This is a genomic window from Rhodococcus sp. MEB064, assembly GCF_000834565.1.
In the GTDB taxonomy this organism is placed as follows: Bacteria; Actinomycetota; Actinomycetes; order Mycobacteriales; family Mycobacteriaceae; genus Rhodococcoides.
Genome location: NZ_JXQS01000018.1, coordinates 111,159 through 128,233 on the forward strand (window position 1 = coordinate 111,159; position 17,075 = coordinate 128,233).

At 66.1% G+C, this 17,075-nt stretch carries 13 protein-coding genes; 3 read left to right on the forward strand and 10 right to left on the reverse strand.

The features are described from left to right. Positions 1-22: 22 nt before the first annotated feature. The 4 genes from RU01_RS09855 to RU01_RS09875 all read right to left on the reverse strand — a co-directional run bounded on the left by RU01_RS09855 (position 23) and on the right by RU01_RS09875 (position 7,963). Positions 23-619 carry a hypothetical protein gene (locus RU01_RS09855; RefSeq protein ID WP_042574362.1) on the reverse strand — a complete coding sequence of 199 codons (597 nt, stop codon included), beginning with the start codon at positions 617-619 and terminating at the stop codon, positions 23-25. Positions 620-901: 282 nt separating this feature from the next. After that, positions 902-3,073, reverse strand: coding sequence for a hypothetical protein (locus RU01_RS09860; protein ID WP_156148865.1), 2,172 nt, complete (start codon positions 3,071-3,073; stop codon positions 902-904). 679 nt (positions 3,074-3,752) lie between these two features. Beyond that, the gene (locus RU01_RS22100; protein WP_197074728.1) at positions 3,753-5,732 is read right to left on the reverse strand and encodes an alpha/beta hydrolase fold domain-containing protein; all 1,980 of its coding nucleotides are present in this window, start codon (positions 5,730-5,732) and stop codon (positions 3,753-3,755) included. After that, a complete protein-coding gene (locus tag RU01_RS09875) occupies positions 5,732-7,963 on the reverse strand; it encodes a glycoside hydrolase family 3 C-terminal domain-containing protein (RefSeq protein WP_042574364.1) in 2,232 nt (743 codons plus the stop codon). Before RU01_RS09875 ends, RU01_RS22100 begins: the two co-directional genes overlap by 1 nt. Positions 7,964-8,076: 113 nt before the next feature. On the opposite strand from RU01_RS09875, the gene RU01_RS09880 reads away from it, so the two are divergent. Next, positions 8,077-9,087, forward strand: a complete 1,011-nt coding sequence (locus RU01_RS09880; RefSeq protein WP_042574365.1) for a LacI family DNA-binding transcriptional regulator — start codon at positions 8,077-8,079, stop codon at positions 9,085-9,087. Between the two features lie 8 nt (positions 9,088-9,095). Here the strand turns inward: RU01_RS09880 and RU01_RS09885 are convergent, their stop codons facing one another. From RU01_RS09885 to fdxA, 3 genes are all read right to left on the reverse strand, one after another. Next, complete coding sequence (locus tag RU01_RS09885; protein WP_231568659.1) at positions 9,096-9,527, reverse strand: molybdenum cofactor biosynthesis protein MoaE; 432 nt, start codon at positions 9,525-9,527, stop codon at positions 9,096-9,098. A 146-nt stretch (positions 9,528-9,673) separates the two neighbouring features. After that, positions 9,674-10,855 carry a molybdopterin molybdotransferase MoeA gene (locus tag RU01_RS09890; protein ID WP_162245360.1) on the reverse strand — a complete coding sequence of 394 codons (1,182 nt, stop codon included), beginning with the start codon at positions 10,853-10,855 and terminating at the stop codon, positions 9,674-9,676. Positions 10,856-10,881: 26 nt separating this feature from the next. Next, positions 10,882-11,208, reverse strand: coding sequence for a ferredoxin (gene fdxA / locus RU01_RS09895; protein ID WP_042574367.1), 327 nt, complete (start codon positions 11,206-11,208; stop codon positions 10,882-10,884). A 283-nt stretch (positions 11,209-11,491) separates the two neighbouring features. Here fdxA and RU01_RS09900 point away from each other — a divergent pair, with 283 nt between their 5' ends. Both RU01_RS09900 and RU01_RS09905 read left to right on the forward strand, forming a co-directional pair. Beyond that, a complete protein-coding gene (locus RU01_RS09900) occupies positions 11,492-13,735 on the forward strand; it encodes a molybdopterin-dependent oxidoreductase (protein WP_042574368.1) in 2,244 nt (747 codons plus the stop codon). Between the two features lie 125 nt (positions 13,736-13,860). Further along, a complete protein-coding gene (locus tag RU01_RS09905; protein WP_042574369.1) occupies positions 13,861-14,073 on the forward strand; it encodes a TOBE domain-containing protein in 213 nt (70 codons plus the stop codon). 28 nt (positions 14,074-14,101) lie between these two features. On the opposite strand, the gene RU01_RS09910 is transcribed toward RU01_RS09905, so the two are convergent. The 3 genes from RU01_RS09910 to RU01_RS09920 are packed head-to-tail and all read right to left on the reverse strand — an operon-like array spanning position 14,102 to position 16,719. After that, complete coding sequence (locus RU01_RS09910) at positions 14,102-14,359, reverse strand: MoaD/ThiS family protein (RefSeq protein WP_231568660.1); 258 nt, start codon at positions 14,357-14,359, stop codon at positions 14,102-14,104. Then, positions 14,352-15,440 (reverse strand): GTP 3',8-cyclase MoaA, encoded by a 1,089-nt coding sequence (moaA, locus tag RU01_RS09915; RefSeq protein WP_042574370.1) that lies wholly within the window; start codon positions 15,438-15,440, stop codon positions 14,352-14,354. The genes RU01_RS09910 and moaA overlap by 8 nt, the downstream gene beginning before the upstream one ends. Positions 15,441-15,468: 28 nt before the next feature. Then, positions 15,469-16,719, reverse strand: coding sequence for an MCE family protein (locus RU01_RS09920; protein ID WP_042574371.1), 1,251 nt, complete (start codon positions 16,717-16,719; stop codon positions 15,469-15,471). Positions 16,720-17,075: the final 356 nt, after the last annotated feature.

Here is a 17,075-nt window from a genome sequence, read left to right on the forward strand (position 1 = left end):
GGCATTCTCGGTCGGTGCCGGATCAGCTGCCGAAGATGCCGGACAGATCGTCGAAGAAGTCACCGAACAGGCCGCCGTTACCGCCGGTGGGGGGCGAGACGATGTCGAGGTTGCCAGTGAGGTAGAAGTCCTGCCACGCATCGCCGGTCAGGCCGGGGCCCTCCGATTTGACGTTCAAGAACAACTTCTGTCCAGGTCGTGCCAAAGTTCCGAACTCGGGGACGTTGAACTCGGTGATGGTGAAGTCGCCGGACTTGCGACTGGGGATGGTGCCCTTGAGCACCGACCCGGACTTGGTCGTGAACACCAGTTCCGTGCCGCCGGGGTACCCGCCGTAGTACACGCGGCCATCGATGTTGTTGAACCCGGCGGTGTGCCCGGCGTCGTAGAACCCCGAGTCCTCGCAACGACTTCCTTCGTAGCTGAACCTAGCGTTGCGGTAGCACTGCGGGGATCCCTGCGGTCCGTCGGCTACGCGGATGTGTGTGTTGAAGTACTTGCTCTGCGCTGTCGACTGGACAGGGTCGGCCGAGGCGATGGCGGTGGGCGCGACGAGGGAGCCGGTCATGGCGGCCGCGACAGCGATGGCGGCCGCGAGAATGCGGAAACGACGGATCATGGAAGTCCTTCGACTGTGAGTCATCCCAGTGGGTTCGGCTCAGGTGTTGATGGTGGTCGGAGAAACTGTGATCGACGACTGCAATTTTTTTGCAATGTCACAACAATCCTCAGGGTCGAGGTGTCCGCGCGAAGTGTATTTGTCCCTCTAGGTACATGTGATTGCGTGTGTCGATCGCCGACGATGTGCAGCACGGGCGCGATCGCCATAGCTATGAACGTGAGAGGGGTTCAGTGCGATCGTGCACCGAGGCGACACATGGGTACCGCCCGAGGGTCGTCGTCAGAACAGATCACACCGGTCCGCGCGATGATTCGCCTGGTGCATCTCCGGGCCGAAGTATCGCGGGCTCATGAAGTCGTAAAGATCAATCCCCAATTGTCGGTCTCCGCCTCCGAAGAGGGTGTTGGCGAGCCCCTGGCCGATGGAATTGCGGGTTTCGTAGAATCGGCCCATCTCGGGCCGGTTCCTGGTGAAGAACATGTTCCAGGGGACAACGGTCCCGCCGGCACCGAAGCTCCACGTGGCAAGCATCTGAGCGTTCGCGGGCATGTTCTTCCACGGGTAGTACGCGAAATATTCCTCAGCCAGGTTGTCGTACTCGGTGCCGCAACTGAGAGCGTTGACAGTCGTGGGACCGACGCCGGGTGGCGTTCCGCGCACCAGCCATGGGTACGCGAGCGGCACGAGGTTCTTCGCAAACCAGACCTTGATGCCCTTCTTGGTGTCGACGAGTAGTTCGTCCGCGGCAGGAGCCTTCCACCGTTCGCTCTGAATCTCGGTGTATGCGGCTTCGAGCTTCCCGTAGTCGGACACCATGACCATGGCGACGGATGTGAATCCGTAGGTGGCGCCCGCGAGAGCGTCCTGCACTCGCGTGGACAAGTCCCCGGCGCGCACTCGAACAGGATTGGCGACAGCGTTACCCGGCGTGGTGCCGGAGACGGTGGAGGTGAGTCCGTATATCGCCGAGATGGGCCCCCACACCGCTTTCAGCTCGGGCGTGATCAGCAACGCAATGCCCATGATGGCGCTCAGGATCTTGAAACCGTCCTGGGCGACCGGGGCGTCGGTGGACGCATCCACGGCGGAGACGATCTCGTCTCCAAACGTCTTCGCGCTCGTCGCCGCGTCGTTCCGGATGAGCCCCATCGCATTCTGGGTGGCGGTGAAGTAGGTCCTCACAGCGTTGAAATAGTCGACCTCCTTGCGCAGTTGGGTGAGCGCCGTCTCGTAGTCGGCCTCGCTGAACGACGCATCGGCCGGGCGGGTCATGGGCCCGGCCAATTTTCGCGCGAAGGTGGGCCAGTCCGCTGTGTAATTTGTGCGGAACTTCTCACGGATGCTGCACGCTGAGGTGGGGGTGCACCCGACGACGCCAGCCTGCGAGCCAATGTAGGCCTCCGCGTCAGCGTTGATCGCCGGGAACGACGGGGTTCGGGCGTTGCCCGCGGTGTAGGGCTGCTGGTACATGATGGCGCTCTGGCGGGTGTCCACCGCGCCCACCGGTCCGGAGATCTGGGGCAGGTATCCGTAGTCGTGACCGAGTCCGAGCAATCCAACGGCGGGTCCGGGCTGTTTGATGCGCGCGCCCATCTCCACCGCGGCGGGGCCGGTCGATCGACCACCGACGAGGGTGTAGTCGCTGGCGCCGTCCAGGCTCAAGAAGGTGATGCGGGATCCGCCCAAGCGGACCAGTGCGTCGGCACCTGCCTGCCACTCCGGGGTCGGCCGGGGGCGACCGAAGCTCTGGACGATGACGACGTAGGGCCGTCCGGCGTCGTCGGTCCTTGCGGCCACTTCGACCAGCTTGTCGCTGAGTGCTCGGTTGCCCGCCGGGTCGGACGTGGCGACGGTGGTGTCGTACACCGGCGCCAACGTCTGCGAATCGAACCCGCGGATGGCAAATCCGTCGCTGCCGGTGGGTGTGGAGGTGTAGTGCTTGTCGCCGATGGTCATGGTGACCGCAGTGCCGGAATCGCCCTCCGTACGTGTGGAGTACGTCAACGGCGGCGGCGGTGTGAAGTCGTAGCGGGATGCGTCGCGGGTGGTGTTCCACCGCAACAGGCCGGTGATGTCACCGCCCACACGATCGCCGACCCGCGTCCCCACCCGCGTGTAGGCGACTCCGGCATCGGCGCCGGCCTTGCCTACCATGGAGAACGGTGCGCCGACCTCCATCCGGTCGAGGTCGCCGCGGGACAAGGGAGAACTCCCGAGCGAGGCCGCGAGCTGCGCGACGAGGGAATCACGGCCGGCGTTTCGTATGCCGTTCATGCCGCTCACGACGACGATGGTGTCGGCTCTGTTCACCCAGCTGTTCACGATCGAGAGGAACGACGCGAGCCCACCCGAGTTGTTGGGCTGCGTGCCGTACTGGACCAGCTTGCGCGTCTTGGCGTCGATGACCGCGATCAGGAGGTTCTGCGAGTCGGTGACGTCGGGAACCGCCACACCGTCAACGGTGATGAACCCCGCAGGGTTGTTCGACAGTGTCTCGATGGGAACCCCGAGAATCGGTTCGCCCGGGACAGGCGAGAGCAACGGGCCACTTGCTCCCGGCGCCGACGGGTCCGGATCGACCGGTGTCGTGGTCGGAGGCGTCGTGGGCCCGGACGAGCCGCCGCCATCGGACGATCCCGTGCCGGACGAACCGGCCCCGGACGAGCCGGCATCAGGGAAAGGAAACGGAAACGGTTGAGCCGACGCGGTCCCGGCTGCGAGAACGGAAACGGTAGTGACAAGCGCGACCAGAGACACCAACGCGGAGCGGCGGCGGAACGTGGAGAGACGGAACGACAACGAAAAACCCCTCGAATGAGTGATGACCGCGACGGCAGTCGAGACCGCCCGACAGCAGACAACACACGTGCAAGTTTTTTGTAACAAGCCACTGGAGAAGCGCCGTCGTATGGGACAGGTCACGAGATGCAGGTGCTAAGAGTTGCTGCATCTGCTCGTGCGACACCGCACCGGCGGTGCTAGCCGGGGGATGTGTGCAAGCCGCTGCAACACCGACGATTTATTCCTTAGTCGGCGTGGCGGTCTATATGTTCATCGATTACCGCGCTGATCTCGACTGCGGCGTTCATATCCGCGAAGCCGCAGAAGTCCGGGGCAAGGAACTGAAGTCTTAGTCGAATTGGGTCAGGTCCCGGACTACGTAGCCGCCCGCCAACCACTCTCGGAGTCGCTTCACGGCTCGAATACCGTCGGGTGTTCCGGGCCGGTCGAGCGGCGCGTGCTCGGATTCGGCGAACACGTCGTGCTGAACGGGTACGCCGTTCTCACGCAGGCGCGCCGCGAACGGTTCGCTGGCGCGCCGCAGGCTGTCCAGCCCGCAGCTCATGACGTAGGTCGGCGGAAGTCCACGCACGTCTGCCAGCCCCGGTGACACGTAGGGAGAGTCGATCGGCGTCGAACCGGCCCAGTGCCGCACCATGGCCTCGACCCACGCGTCGTCGATGATGTCGTGGGCCGCCATCGCCTCGGCCATGTCGGGAGTGGGCGGCGGAAGATGCGCCTGCAGAACTGGATACCCCAAGTACAGGGATGCGGGGAGAGGTTCTCCGGCGTCTCGCAGTCGCAGGGTCGCGCCGGCGACGAGGCAGGCGCCCGCGCTGCCCCCGCCGAGGTGCAGTGCGGTGGGGTCGACACCGATCTCGTCAGCGTGAGCGACCGCCCATCTCCATGCGGTGAGCACGTCGTCCTGCGGCGCGGGGTAGCTCACGCCGCCTAGGCACATGCGGTAGTCGACGGACAGGACGGGGATACCGGAGGCAGCGAGTTCGATGGCGGGCCAGTGCGCTTCCTCCTGATCGAGGCCGCCCACCAGGAAGGCGCCGCCGTGGACCCAGACGAACGCCGCGGTCGCCTCGGGCCCACCCGCGGGCGGAAGGTAGAGGCGCGCGCGTAACCGACCGCCGGTGTCGGCGACGAGGTCCCTCGTACGCACGGTCTTCAGGTGCGGTTCGCTCGCGAGGAGCCTGTTCTTCCATCTTTTCCCGTTCGGCATGCCGCCCGCCGCGTCGAGTAGACGGACCAGATCGGGGACCGGTGGCAGATCGCCGGTGATGGAGCCGGTCATGCTGTCCAACAACCGCTCTCGAATCGGTCCCGGGAGATGGGTGATCACGCGCACCACGTGACCGAGAGCGGCGTAACGGCGCCTGCCGGGGGGTGTGTCGGCGACGGCCATGGCTGCTCCTGTGCTGTCGGATGGTGCGGGCAAGTGTGTCGATACGAAAGCGAGCAGGTGGCGTCTATGACGCCGTTGTTCGGGTGACGGCAGAGCGGTGAATCCGTGTATTGCGCCGGGGTATTCGACCAGATCGACGTCGACGCCGTCGGAACGCATGGCGCGGGTGACCGCGCGCGAGTCGTCGAGCAGGAGGTCTCGCGTACCGACCGAGATCATGGTGGGTGGGAACGTCCTGAACGATCCGTGGATCGGGGACACTGCCGGGTCGTGGAGATCGCGTTCGCCGGCGAACCACGCTGCCTCGCGGACGAGTTCGGATCGGGTGAGCATGTCTCGGCCACTGTTGCCGACGATGCTGGCACCGCTCATGGTCAGGTCGGCCCAGGGAAAGGCCACGGCCAGACCGGCCGGCATAACCACACCGCGGTTCCTGGCCCGTTGCAGCATCAGCAGTGCCAGTCCACCGCCTGCGGATTCGCCTACGACGATCACGTTCCGCGCCCCGACGGATACCACGAGGTCCTCGTAGACGGACAGGGCGTCGTCCACCGCTGCAGGACAGGGGTGTTCGGGTGCGAGCCGATAGTCGACACTCACCACGTCCAGACCGCCGCGAGCGGCGAGGAATCCGACGGTGAGGCCTTGCCGGGCGTCCCCGAGTACGTAGGCACCTCCGTGCAGGTACAGCACGACACCGCTCTGCGCTGCGCCGGAGGACAGGCGTACGACGGGTACTCCTCCGCGATGCTCCGAGGTGACGTTCACACCCCGCGGGGCTCTCAGGAGACCCGTGATCCTGTCGATACTGCGTCTCTCCGCGTCGAGGTCGACGGGCCTGCCCTCTCGCCGTCGTGCGCGCATCCCGGCCAGCGATCCCGCAGTGCGCATCACGACGCTCGCTCTGTCGGTCATCATGCCTCCGTCTCGGTGCGTGTCATCATCTCGTCGAGTACCGGGGCCGGTAGGACGTCGCCGAGCATGTCGACGATCTTCTGCATCGGCATGGAGCCGACCATGCGGAGCAGTTCGGGTGTGATCTCGGGGAGTCCACGATCGGGTGGCACCTGTGCAAGCAACTCGAGCAACTCGGGTCCGATCTGCGGGTGCGTCGTCCAGGTCTCGACAGTGGACTGCAGAGTCAGTGCTGCCGCGGTGTGGTCGCCGGTGAGAGTGACGACCTGATCTGTCAGCACCGTCGCAGCGTCCCGGCACACCTGGACGGTGTAGTCACCGGGCGCCACTACCCAGCCGTGGCGACGAATGTCCCAGTACGCGAACGCTCGTCGCGACAACGAGAACTCGACTCGGTGACTCTCGCCCGGTTCGAGGCGAATCTTCGTGAAGGACCGGAGCTCACGTACGGGACGGCGAACGGGGCCGGCGGTGGTGGAGACATAGATCTGCACGACCTCGGAACCGGCCAGCCGGCCGGTGTTGCGGACCGTCACCGTCACCGTGGCACTGTCGTCGCCGACCGCTGTGACAGTCAGGTCGTCGACCCCGAAGGTGGTGTAGGACAGCCCGTGTCCGAACGGGTGTCGAGCAGGGCGCTCCGCAGTTTCGTGCCAGCGATATCCGACCATGACACCCTCGCCGTAGCGGACATGCCCCTGTTCTCCGGGGAAGTTGGTGTAGGAGGGAGTGTCCGACAGGCGTACCGGGATGGTCTCCGCCAGTCGGCCCGACGGGTTCGCGACGCCGAACAGCAGGTCGGCTACCGCACCACCGGCGGCCTCGCCGGCCAACGACACGTCCAGGACGGCGTGAACGTCGTCGTGCCATTCCTCCATGGTCACCACTCCGCCGTGCGCGAGTACGACGACGGTGCGAGGTGCGGCGGCCGCCACCGCGGTGATCAGCGCAGATTGCTGCTCGGGCAGGAGCGTCGTCGAGCGATCGAACCCTTCGGATTCGGCGGTGTCGGGTAGTCCGGCAAAGATCACCGCGACCTCTGCTGCGCTCGCGGTAGCCACGGCCTCCGCGCGGAGTGCGGTGGCCGCCTCGGTCGACGGGGCGTCGTCGAGAGTGAATCCCGGTGCGAAGGTGACGTCGCAGTCGCGCATCGAGGCGAGTTCGCGCAGACAGGCGAGTGGCTCGTCGACATCGACAGCTGCCACGCGTGAGCTTCCGCTGCCCTGGAAGCGGGGAGTCCGGGCGAATTCGCCGATCACCGCGATCCTGGTGCCTTGGTGCAGTGGGAGAGTGCCATCGTTGGTCAGGAGTACCGCGCATTCTGAGGCGAGAGTTCTGGCCAGCGCATGATGAGCTGCGAAGTCGACGTCGCGGTCGTCCATCTCCGCGGCGCCGCGACCGAGTTCGAGCACACGCGCGGCGGCCCTGTCGACGACGGTCTCGTCGAGCGACCCGTCGGCCAGCGCATCGAGTATCAGGCGTGCACTTCTGCCGCCGGTTCCGGGCATCTGGAGGTCGAGACCCGCCCGGACCGATGCGACGGGATCGGCGACCGCTCCCCAGTCGGAGACCACCGCACCCCGAAATCCCCACTCGCCCCTGAGGACGTCCGTCAGCAGCCAGGTGTTCGCCGATGCGGGTGTGCCGTTGATCCTGTTGTAGGCGGCCATGACGGTGGCAGGAGCGGACTCGGTGACCACCCGCTCGAAGGCCGGGAGATAGATCTCGCGCAACGTCCTCTCGTCGACGTCGGCACTGATCTGCATGCGGTCCGTCTCCTGATTGTTGGCCGCGAAGTGCTTGACCGACGCCCCAACTCCCTCCGCTTGCTGACCCTCTACGTGGGCTGCGCCGAGGACGCCGGACAGCAGGGGATCCTCGGAGTAGTACTCGAAGTTCCGCCCGCACAGCGGTGATCGCTTGATGTTCACCCCCGGCCCCAGAACGATGCCGACGCCCTGCGCGCGCGCCTCGATCGCGATCGCCGCACCGATCGCGCGCGCGACGGCGGGATCCCAGCTCGCACCCACGGCTGCGGCCAGAGGGAAGCAGGTCGCGGGCGTGCCCGATTCATCGGAACGTCGTTGCAACCGGACTCCGTGCGGACCGTCGGTCATCGTCACGGACGTGATGCCGAGTCTCTCGACCGAGTGGGTGGACCAGAAGTCTCGACCGCTGAGTAGGTGCGCCTTCTCCTCCGCCGTCATCTCGGATACGACGGGATGGGTCATGGGTCGACTCCAGACGTTCGGGGTGTGGTAACCCGTGTCAGTAACGCGTGTTACCGCATGTCAGAGTAGAGACGGACTTACAGCCGCGCAAGGCCGGATGACAGGATGAGCTCATGGACGATGCGGTGAGCGCCGGGCGCGGGCGGCGTGCGACGAGCGCCGACGTCGCGCGGGAGGCCGGTGTCTCGCGGACGACGGTGAGCTTCGTGTTGAACGACGCTCCGCACAAGGTGCTCCCCGAGGAGACGCGTCGCCGTGTGCTCGACGCAGCGGCACGGTTGTCGTACGCGCCGTTCGCGGAGGCACGCGCTCTGAGCCGGGGGCGCAGCGACGTGGTGTTGATGATCCTTCCTCCGGCACTTCCCTTGTCCTCGGACGTCGGGGAACTGGTGGAGCATCTGTCGCACGACTTCGGCCGTACCGGACTGACCTTGATGACTGTGCCGTCCACCGATCTTCCGGGCGGCTCGGCCTGGACGGCGGTGACACCCGCGGCGGTCATTGCGTGGACGCTCGATGGCACGGACGCGGATCGTCTGCGGCGCAATGGTGTCGGGGTGACGGCCTCGCTGACCGGGCCCGACGCCATCGGTCGGTGGGTCACCGGACCTCGCGAGGATCGAATCGCCCGCCTGCAGGTCGATCGGCTGCGTCGAGCCGGCCATCGAACGCTCGGTTACGCGGTGCCCGACGACGACCGTTTGTCCCCAGCTGCGACGCTCCGTCTGCGCGCGCTGGAACGTGTCTGCGCCGAAAAGGGACTGACCGCCCCGGTCGCCGTGCGTGTTCCGCTCGATCGAGGTCTCGCCGGCGACGCTGTCTCGACGTGGCGGGAGGGGCCGGCTCCGGTCACCGCCGTCTGCGCGCACGATGCGTTGACCGCGCTCGCCGTTCTCGCCGGAGCGCGCGACGCCGGCCTCGAGGTGCCGAGAGACCTGGCCGTCATCGGCGTGAACGATTCTTCCGCAGCGGCTCTCGCGTTCCCCGCCCTAACTATGGTGACCCTGGACGTGGCGGCGAGTGCCGGCTTCGTCGTCGACGTGGTCACCGCGTTGCTGGATGGCCGCGAGGTTCCCGAGGTGGGTCCCGACGTCGCGGGAGTGGTCGAGCGCGACTCCGTGTGAGCGCCACGTCAGAGACCCACCCATTCGCTGGTGCCGGCGGCGAACTGCTGGCGCTTCCAGATGGGCACCTCCGTCTTGATCCGGTCGACCAAGGCCTGCAACGCTGCGAACGCCTCGGCGCGGTGAGGGGACGCGACCGCGGCAACGAGAGCAGTGTCGCCGATCGTCAGGTCGCCGACGCGATGGACGGCCGCTGCCGGCAGGCCGGACGACGCGGCCGCGTCCTCGCAGCAGCGACGGTGGAACTTCACGGCGTCGGGGTGGGCTCGGTATTCGAGTGCGGATACCGACTCGTCGTGGTCGTGGTCGCGCACGACTCCCCAGAACACCAGCACGGCACCATGTTCCGGACCGGCCACGGCGTCGGAGACCCCCGCGGGATCGATCGGGTCGCTCGAGATCCGGGCGAGAACCGTTGGCCTCAGGTGCCTGTCGCTCACGCCGGATGCTGAATCAGTTCTGTGCGTAGCGGCAGAGGTGTGTCGATACGGCGGGCAGTCCGTCTTCTGCGATCCGCTGGTTGTGCTGCTCTCGAGCATGAACGATTCCTTCCACTCGTGGTGGTGATCCGACGCGGGCGCCCCGGTCAGAGCACAATCGCCGTGACCGTCTCTCCGGCGTCGAGCGAAGGAACTTCGCCGTCCAGCTCCACGAGACAGCGCGCCTCCCGCACCGCCCCGAGTCCGTGTCGTCCCGAACCGGTGAGCAGGGCGAGCGACCCGTCAGGGCGTTCGGCGGCGAGATCCAGCGTGTGTCGGCCAGGCCTCCTGGCCATCGGGTGGGCCAGCGGCATCCGCACGGTGGGACGGTTGTCCGGCACCAGACCCATGGCGCGCCGGAGAATCGGCCGCGCGAAGATCTCGAACGAGGCGTAGGCCGCGAGGGGGTTGCCCGGAAACGTCAGCAGGGTCGTACCGAAGGCGGTCCCGGCACCCTGCGGTCGCCCGGGCGACATCGACACGCCGGCGAAGAGTACGCCGTGGGGCGTGAGCGTCTGCTTGACCACCTCGTGATCCCCCACGCTGACTCCGCCCGAGGTGATGACGACGTCCGCCCGTGCTCCGAGGTCTTCGAGGTGTGCGCTGAGCCGGTCCACCGAATCCGGCACGGCGACACACGCGACGAGTTCGGCCCCGCAGTCTTCGACTGCGGCAGACAGGAGTGCCGAGTTCGCATCGTGGATCGAACCGTGCCGCAGGGGAGTGGAGGCGTCGACGATCTCGGCTCCGGTCGACACCACGGCGACACGGATTCGGCGATGCACGAGAACCTGCCCCACGCCGGACGCTGCCAGTAGTCCGATCCGCAACGGTGTCAGGACCGTCCCCGCACCGAAGAGCCGCTCGGGAGGCATGACGTCCTCGCCGGTCCGCCGCACGTGCGCGCCGAGCGTGCTGGGACGACGAAACGCCACCTGCAGGCCGTCGTACCGAGCGTCCTCCACCGGCACCACCGCATCGGCCCCGGCAGGAAGCGGGGCGCCGGTCATGATGCGCGCCACCGTTCCCGCGCGCAGCTCTTCCGGTATCGGGTGACCTGCGGGTATCAGGTGGGACACCGGGAGCCGGACCAGCGCGTCCGATCCGGCGGCGGCCACGTCCTGGGCATGCACCGCATATCCGTCGACAGCGGAGTTGTCGAACGGCGGAAGCGGGATCGACGCGTTCACCTCCTCGGCAAGGACGAGTCCCGTTGCCGCCGCCAGCGGCGTCAGCACTGTCGGCGTGCGCGAGATCAGGCCGGCGATGATCCTTCGATGCTGCTCCACCGTCCGAAGGCTCGGTGCCGACGGCATCACGGCGATGGTGAGCCGACGACGACAGCGGACACGAGGTCCGTGTCCACGCCGGTGGCACCGAATTTTGCTGCGCCACCGGGGGATCCGATGATGTCGAAGAAGTCCACGTTGGTCGAGATGTACGCGGACCACTGCGCGGGAACATCCTCCTCGTAGAAGATTGCCTCTACCGGACACACAGGTTCACACGCTCCGCAGTCGACGCATTCGTCCGGATGGATGTAGAGCATGCGGTCACCCTGATACATGCAGTCGACCGGACACTCCTCGATGCAGGCCCTGTCCAGAACATCGACGCACGGCTCTGCCACCACGTAAGTCATGAAAAATCCCCTTCTATGTATATCGCCATAATACAGAGGATCGCGTGCGGCGCAACGTATCTCGAAGCGACAGTCGGCTGGATGAGTGATGTGTGCGCGTGCACAGCATTTCCGACCTGATCGTGTACTCACACCCCTTGTCATCGCCACTCGGTCCGGGCAGCGTTGTTCATCGGGGCGAAATGACGCTGCTCGAAGCGATTCGCGACCGGGAAGACCCACCCCCGGCGATCACGCGCGGCGACGATCCGTGCTTCATCACATACAACGACTGGAGACGACCGTGACGGACGAGAACGGCCCCGGCTGGCAGAAGACCGCATGCATTCTGTGCGAGAACAACTGCGGTATCACTGTCTCCATGGAGGGCCGGAGTATCGCCAAGATACGTGGCGACAAAGAGCACCCCAAGTCGCTGGGGTACACGTGTAACAAAGCGCTACGACTGGATCATTACCAGAACGGCGGGTCTCGACTGGACACCCCCATGCGACGTGAGACCGACGGCACCTACAGCCCGGTCGACTGGGACACGGCGATCGGCGAGATCGCACACCGTCTGCGGGCGGTACGCGACGAACACGGCGGCGAGAGCATCTTCTTCTGCGGGGGTGGAGGACAGGGAAACCATCTGGGTGGCGCGTACGCCGGTGCCATGATGCGCGGACTCGGCGCGAGGTACAGATCGAACGCCATCGCGCAGGAGAAGACCGGTGAAGCCTGGGTGGACGCGCACCTCACCGGTGGGCACACGGTGGGCGACTTCGATCGTGCGCAGGTGAGCGTCTTTCTCGGAAAGAATCCGTGGCAGTCTCACGGTGTCGCTCGGGCGCGCACCGTGTTGCAGGAGATCGGCAAGGACCCGAACAGGTCGATGATCGTTCTGGACCCGGTACGCACGGACACAGCGGAGCGCGCCGACCTCCATCTTCAGGTCAAGCCGGGAACCGATGCCTGGTGCCTCGCTGCCGTTCTCGCCGTCATCATCGACGACGGAATGATGGACCACGCCTTCCTCCGTGAGCACACGGCCGGTGTCGAGCAGATCGTGGCCGCTGTCCGCGGACTCGACGTCTCGGCGTACGCGCGGACGTGCGGGGTGGACGAGTCGTCGATCAGACGAGCGGCGCATCTCATCGGGACAGCGGACAGCGTCTCGGTGTACGAGGATCTCGGAGTGCAGCAGAGCCCCAACAGCACCTTGGTGTCCTACCTCGAGAAGCTCATCTGGCTGATCACCGGAAATTTCGCGAAAAGTGGTGCCATGCAGAATCACTCGTGGATGGCGCCGGTGGTGAACTACTCGCTGGACGTGAAGCACACACCGGTCCACGGCACTCCGATGTTCGGCGGGCTGGTTCCGGGAAACGCCATCGCGGAGGAGGTGTCGAACGATCACCCCGCAAGATTCCGGGCGATGGTGATCGAGTCGTCCAACCCGGCGCATTCGATGGCCGACTCGGCGAGTTTCCGGCAAGCCATGGAGGACCTCGAGTTCAGCCTCGTGATCGATGTCGCCATGACGGAGACCGCACGGTGCGCAGATTACGTGCTGCCCGCGTCCAGCCAGTTCGAGAAGTGGGAGGCAACCTTCTTCAGTCTGGAGTTCCCACGCAACAGTTTTCAGCTCCGGGCGCCGATTCTGGACCCGCTGCCGGGCACCTTGCCCGAACCCGAGATCTACGCACGACTGATCGACGCTCTCGGGCTGATCGAACCGTGGTGGCTCGCGCTGCTGCGCGGAGCGCTGAAGCTCGGTCACAAGGTGTACGGCGTCGTTTTTCTCGCGCTGCTCAGACTGGACAAGAGGTGCGTCCCGGTCGCCGCATACCTGCTCTACGCGACACTGGGGCCCACGCTCCCGAACGGCGCGACATCGGCCTCGGTCATGTGGGCGTTGTCCCAGAAAGTTTTCCACGAACATCCCGACTCGGTCCGCGCAGCAGGCCATCGCAACGCCGAGGCGCTGTTCACCGCGATCCTGGAGACCAGATCAGGCGTCGAGATCACCGTGGACGATCTCGACGGTGGAGCGTGGAACTATGTTCCCGCTGCGAACCGACCGATACAGCTGGCCATCACACCCCTGCTGGAGTCGTTGACGGCGTTGACGGGCAAGAACCCGTCCCATGTCAGCGACGAATTCCCGTTCGTTCTCTCCGCCGGCGAGCGACGCGCGTTCACCGCGAACACAATCTTCCGTGATGACACGTGGCGCAAGCGGGGCGGAAACGGCGCCTTGCGCATCTGCCCCTTCGATGCCGAGAAGCTCGGTCTCTCCGAAGGTTCCACTGTCCGGATCACGACTGCCAAGGGTTCAGCGATGGCACATGTGGAGATCACGGACACCATGCAGCCCGGCCACATCGCCCTGCCGAACGGGTTCGGACTCGACCTTCCCGGTTCGGCCCGCGTGGGTGTGGCACCCAACGAGTTGACCGATGCTGCCCGCCGCGACGAGTACTCGGCCACCCCCTGGCACAAGAACGTGCCCGCACGCGTGGACGCGATGCACACTCCGGAGTAAGTGCGCCGGCGCAGTGAACACGGGCACGCGGCATCGACACTGCGGCACGTGTTGCGACCCTGCGCCGTTGGTACTATCCAGTTTCCCGAAGTCGTCACAACGTCGTTCTCACAGGAGGATTCATCATGCGACTGTCCACTCGCAACCAGCTCGTCGGCACCATCACCGAGGTCACTCTCGGTAGCGTGATGGCGACCGTGAAGCTACGTCTCGACGGCGGCGACCAGACCGTCACGTCCTCGATCACACGAGAGGCGGCCGAAGACCTCGGCCTCGAAGTGGGTCAGCACGCAACCGCGTTCGTCAAGTCCACCGAGGTGACGATCGGCGTCGAGTGAGCCGGTCACCAGTCTCGGGTCGACACAGCTAGCCGCCGGCGAAGGGCGGCAGGACGTCGATCCGGGAACCGACGGGGTAGGCATCGTCGCGGACCATCTCGTCGCCGATGAGGAACACCGCCACGTCCAGCACACGATCCAGTTTCTGCCCGTGGCGTCCACGCAGCGCAGACTTCACGTCCGCCACGGTCGCGCCGACCCTCAGATCGTACGACTCCTGCGTGGTGCCCGCGGCGTCCGCGGCCCCTGCGAAGTACCGCACGCTCACAGTCACGGACTCAGCCACCGATGGCGCCCATCGAGCGTTCCGGTGGCACGAAGTCTTCTCGCTCCATCCCGTGCCCGGCCCACTTGTTCCACATCGCTCCGCGCCAGAGGTCGGCAATGTCTTCGTCGGTCGCACCCCCGCGCAACGCCACCCGCAGATCTGTCTCGGAGTCGCTGAACAGGCACGACCGCACGGTCCCTTCCGCCGTCAACCGCGTCCGATCGCAATCGACGCAGAACGAGCGGGTGACCGAGGCGATGATCCCCACCGTGGCCGGGCCGCCGTTCACGGACCACTCCTCGGCCGGTGCCGACGGGTCGGTGCGTCCGATCTCCTCCAGGGTGAACCGACCCCCGAGCACATCCAACAGTTCTGCCGCCGACACCATCGTCGAACGAGCCCACTCCCGGTCCGCGTCGAGCGGCATCTGCTCGATGAACCGCAGATCTACACCCCGGTCCAGGCACCACTGCACCAGGTCCCGGGCGCCGTGCAGAGTCTCGCGCATGAGGACGGCGTTGATCTTGACCGGCGTCAGACCGGCCGCCAGGGCCCCGTCGATACCGGCGAGCACGGCGGGCAGACGGTCCCGCCGCGTCAACGACGCGAAGTGTTTGCGGTCGACCGTGTCGAGGGAGACGTTGACCCGCGTCAGACCCGCCGCGCGCAGACGCTCCGCGCGGCGCTCGAGGCCGATCCCGTTGGTGGTCATCGATAATTCGACACCGGGCGCGTGCTCAGCAGTCAGGGCGATGATGTCCACGATGTCCTTGCGGACCAGCGGTTCGCCGCCGGTGAAGCGCACCTCCCGCACACCGAGAAGACGATCGGCGATGCCGACGAGGCGGGCGATCTCCTCCGCCGCGAGCAGTTGTTCGAACTCCAGGTTCGGCAGCCCCTCGGCCGGCATGCAGTAGGTGCATCGCAGCGAGCACTTCTCGGTGACCGAGATGCGGAGGTCCCGCGCGATGCGACCGAAACTGTCCAGCAGGTGCGGAACGTCCGGACGGCCGACCATCATGTGCTGCGGACGCGGTAGGGCGGACGGCGCGCGTGCGACACCGGGCAGGCTGGGAATTCCCATGCTCACCGCCGTCATCCGATCACCTCTCGTCGAGTCGCGGGCATCATCGCACCGTGACACCGAGGAGTGTGGCCAGCTGATTCGCAATCGGATTGAGGTCGAGTGCGCCGGGGTCCACCTTGGGCTTGTCGTCCCAGGGCTGCGGAACGGCGGGATCCATGTAGGGCGCACTGCCGGCACCTCTGACGCCCGTCACGGATCCTCGCGGTGCTGTGCACCCGACCGACAGATCGATCGGGAAGTCCCGGGTCGTCTCGTCGAAGTCGGGATCGGCAGCGCGTTCTCGCTCGAGGGTTCTCTGGGTGGCTTCGTATCCCACGGTGCACGGCGGGGGGTTGTTCGTCTCCACGACGAGGCCGAAGTGGGTGGTTCCGTCACCGGGGCTCTGAGCTCGGGCCCCCATGGCCGTCCGGGGGAGAACCTGCAGCAGCGGTCGAAGGGCCCATGCCCGTGGGCTGACCGCGGCGGTCACCGAGGCGACGTCGCTCGCGATCGATGTGATGCTCGCTCCTGCACTGGTGATCAGTGCACCGGTTTCATAGGATGCGTCGATTCCGCTGTCGACTAGTCGACGTAGGTCGCCGTCGCTCGCGCGGAGCTGCGCGGTGATGTCGTCGAGCCCCGAGCTGAAATCGATTATTGCGGAGGATTGTTCGGATTGCGTGTCGAGCACGACGCGCGCATCCCGTACGAGATCCAACGTCTCGGGGAGGGCGTCGAGCTGCGCCGCACTGAGCGAGTCGAGTGATGTGACGAGTGTCGCGAGATCACCTCCCATACCGTCGAACCCGTCGCCCAGTTCGGTTACGACGGTTCGCAGTTCATCGACCGGAATGCTGCGCGCGAGGCCGTCGACGTTGGACAGCACGCTCTCCACTGGAGTCGGGATGGTCGTCATCGATCGTTCGATGATCGAGCCGTCCTCCAGATAAGGGCCCTCGTCGGTATCGGGCCGCAGGTCCACGTACTGCTCACCGATGGCGGAGCGTGCGGCTACCACCGCGGAGGTCGACGCGGAAATCGGTTCGGACGAGTCGTCGATCAACAATTCGACGTCGACGCCCGCGTCGACAAGTGTCAGCGATCCGACGCGACCGACGGGAATGCCGCGCGACGTCACCTCCGCGTTGGTGAAGATGCCGCCGGAGTCGCTGAGCTGCACTGTGACCGAATACTGGCCGATCCCCAGGAGGGACTCCATGCGGACATATGATCCGCCGGCCACGGCGAGAGCGGTCGCGGCTACTGCGAGGGCGGCGAGTCTGACGTAGGTGCTGCGTCCGACGGCGGTCATGCAGCGGTCGCGCGGTCAGCCGCAGGAGGGCAGTCCGTCACCGTGTGGGGATGTGCAGTGCCGTGTAACGCTGTCATAGCGCATGTATATCAATGTTATGCCCTTCTCGCAACGCATCCCGAGCGTCGACGGCGCGGGTAGGCCACCCGGACAGCGAGTTCGCCCGAGGCGTGGCTGCGCTCCCCGTTTCGAGGCCGACGGGGGAGATGCTCTGACTACGACATCGTGCGGTTGCCGTCCGACGCCTCGAGTGGTGGAGAGCGGCATGCCGTTCGCCGGATCGACCAGAAGCGGTTCGTCACTGGACTCGAGTGGCGCGGGTTCCGGTCCGTCGGGGCCGGCCAGGGGAAGGTGCC

Coding starts and splice junctions, on each gene's coding strand:
- RU01_RS09855 (WP_042574362.1), bottom strand. CDS start 619: ATGATCCGTCGTTTCCGCATTCTCGCGGCCGCCATCGCTGTCGCGGCC.
- RU01_RS22100 (WP_197074728.1), bottom strand. CDS start 5,732: ATGACCGACAGAGCGAGCGTCGTGATGCGCACTGCGGGATCGCTGGCC.
- RU01_RS09875 (WP_042574364.1), bottom strand. CDS start 7,963: ATGACCCATCCCGTCGTATCCGAGATGACGGCGGAGGAGAAGGCGCAC.
- RU01_RS09880 (WP_042574365.1), top strand. CDS start 8,077: ATGGACGATGCGGTGAGCGCCGGGCGCGGGCGGCGTGCGACGAGCGCC.
- fdxA (WP_042574367.1), bottom strand. CDS start 11,208: ATGACTTACGTGGTGGCAGAGCCGTGCGTCGATGTTCTGGACAGGGCC.
- RU01_RS09905 (WP_042574369.1), top strand. CDS start 13,861: ATGCGACTGTCCACTCGCAACCAGCTCGTCGGCACCATCACCGAGGTC.
- moaA (WP_042574370.1), bottom strand. CDS start 15,440: ATGACGGCGGTGAGCATGGGAATTCCCAGCCTGCCCGGTGTCGCACGC.
- RU01_RS09920 (WP_042574371.1), bottom strand. CDS start 16,719: ATGACCGCCGTCGGACGCAGCACCTACGTCAGACTCGCCGCCCTCGCA.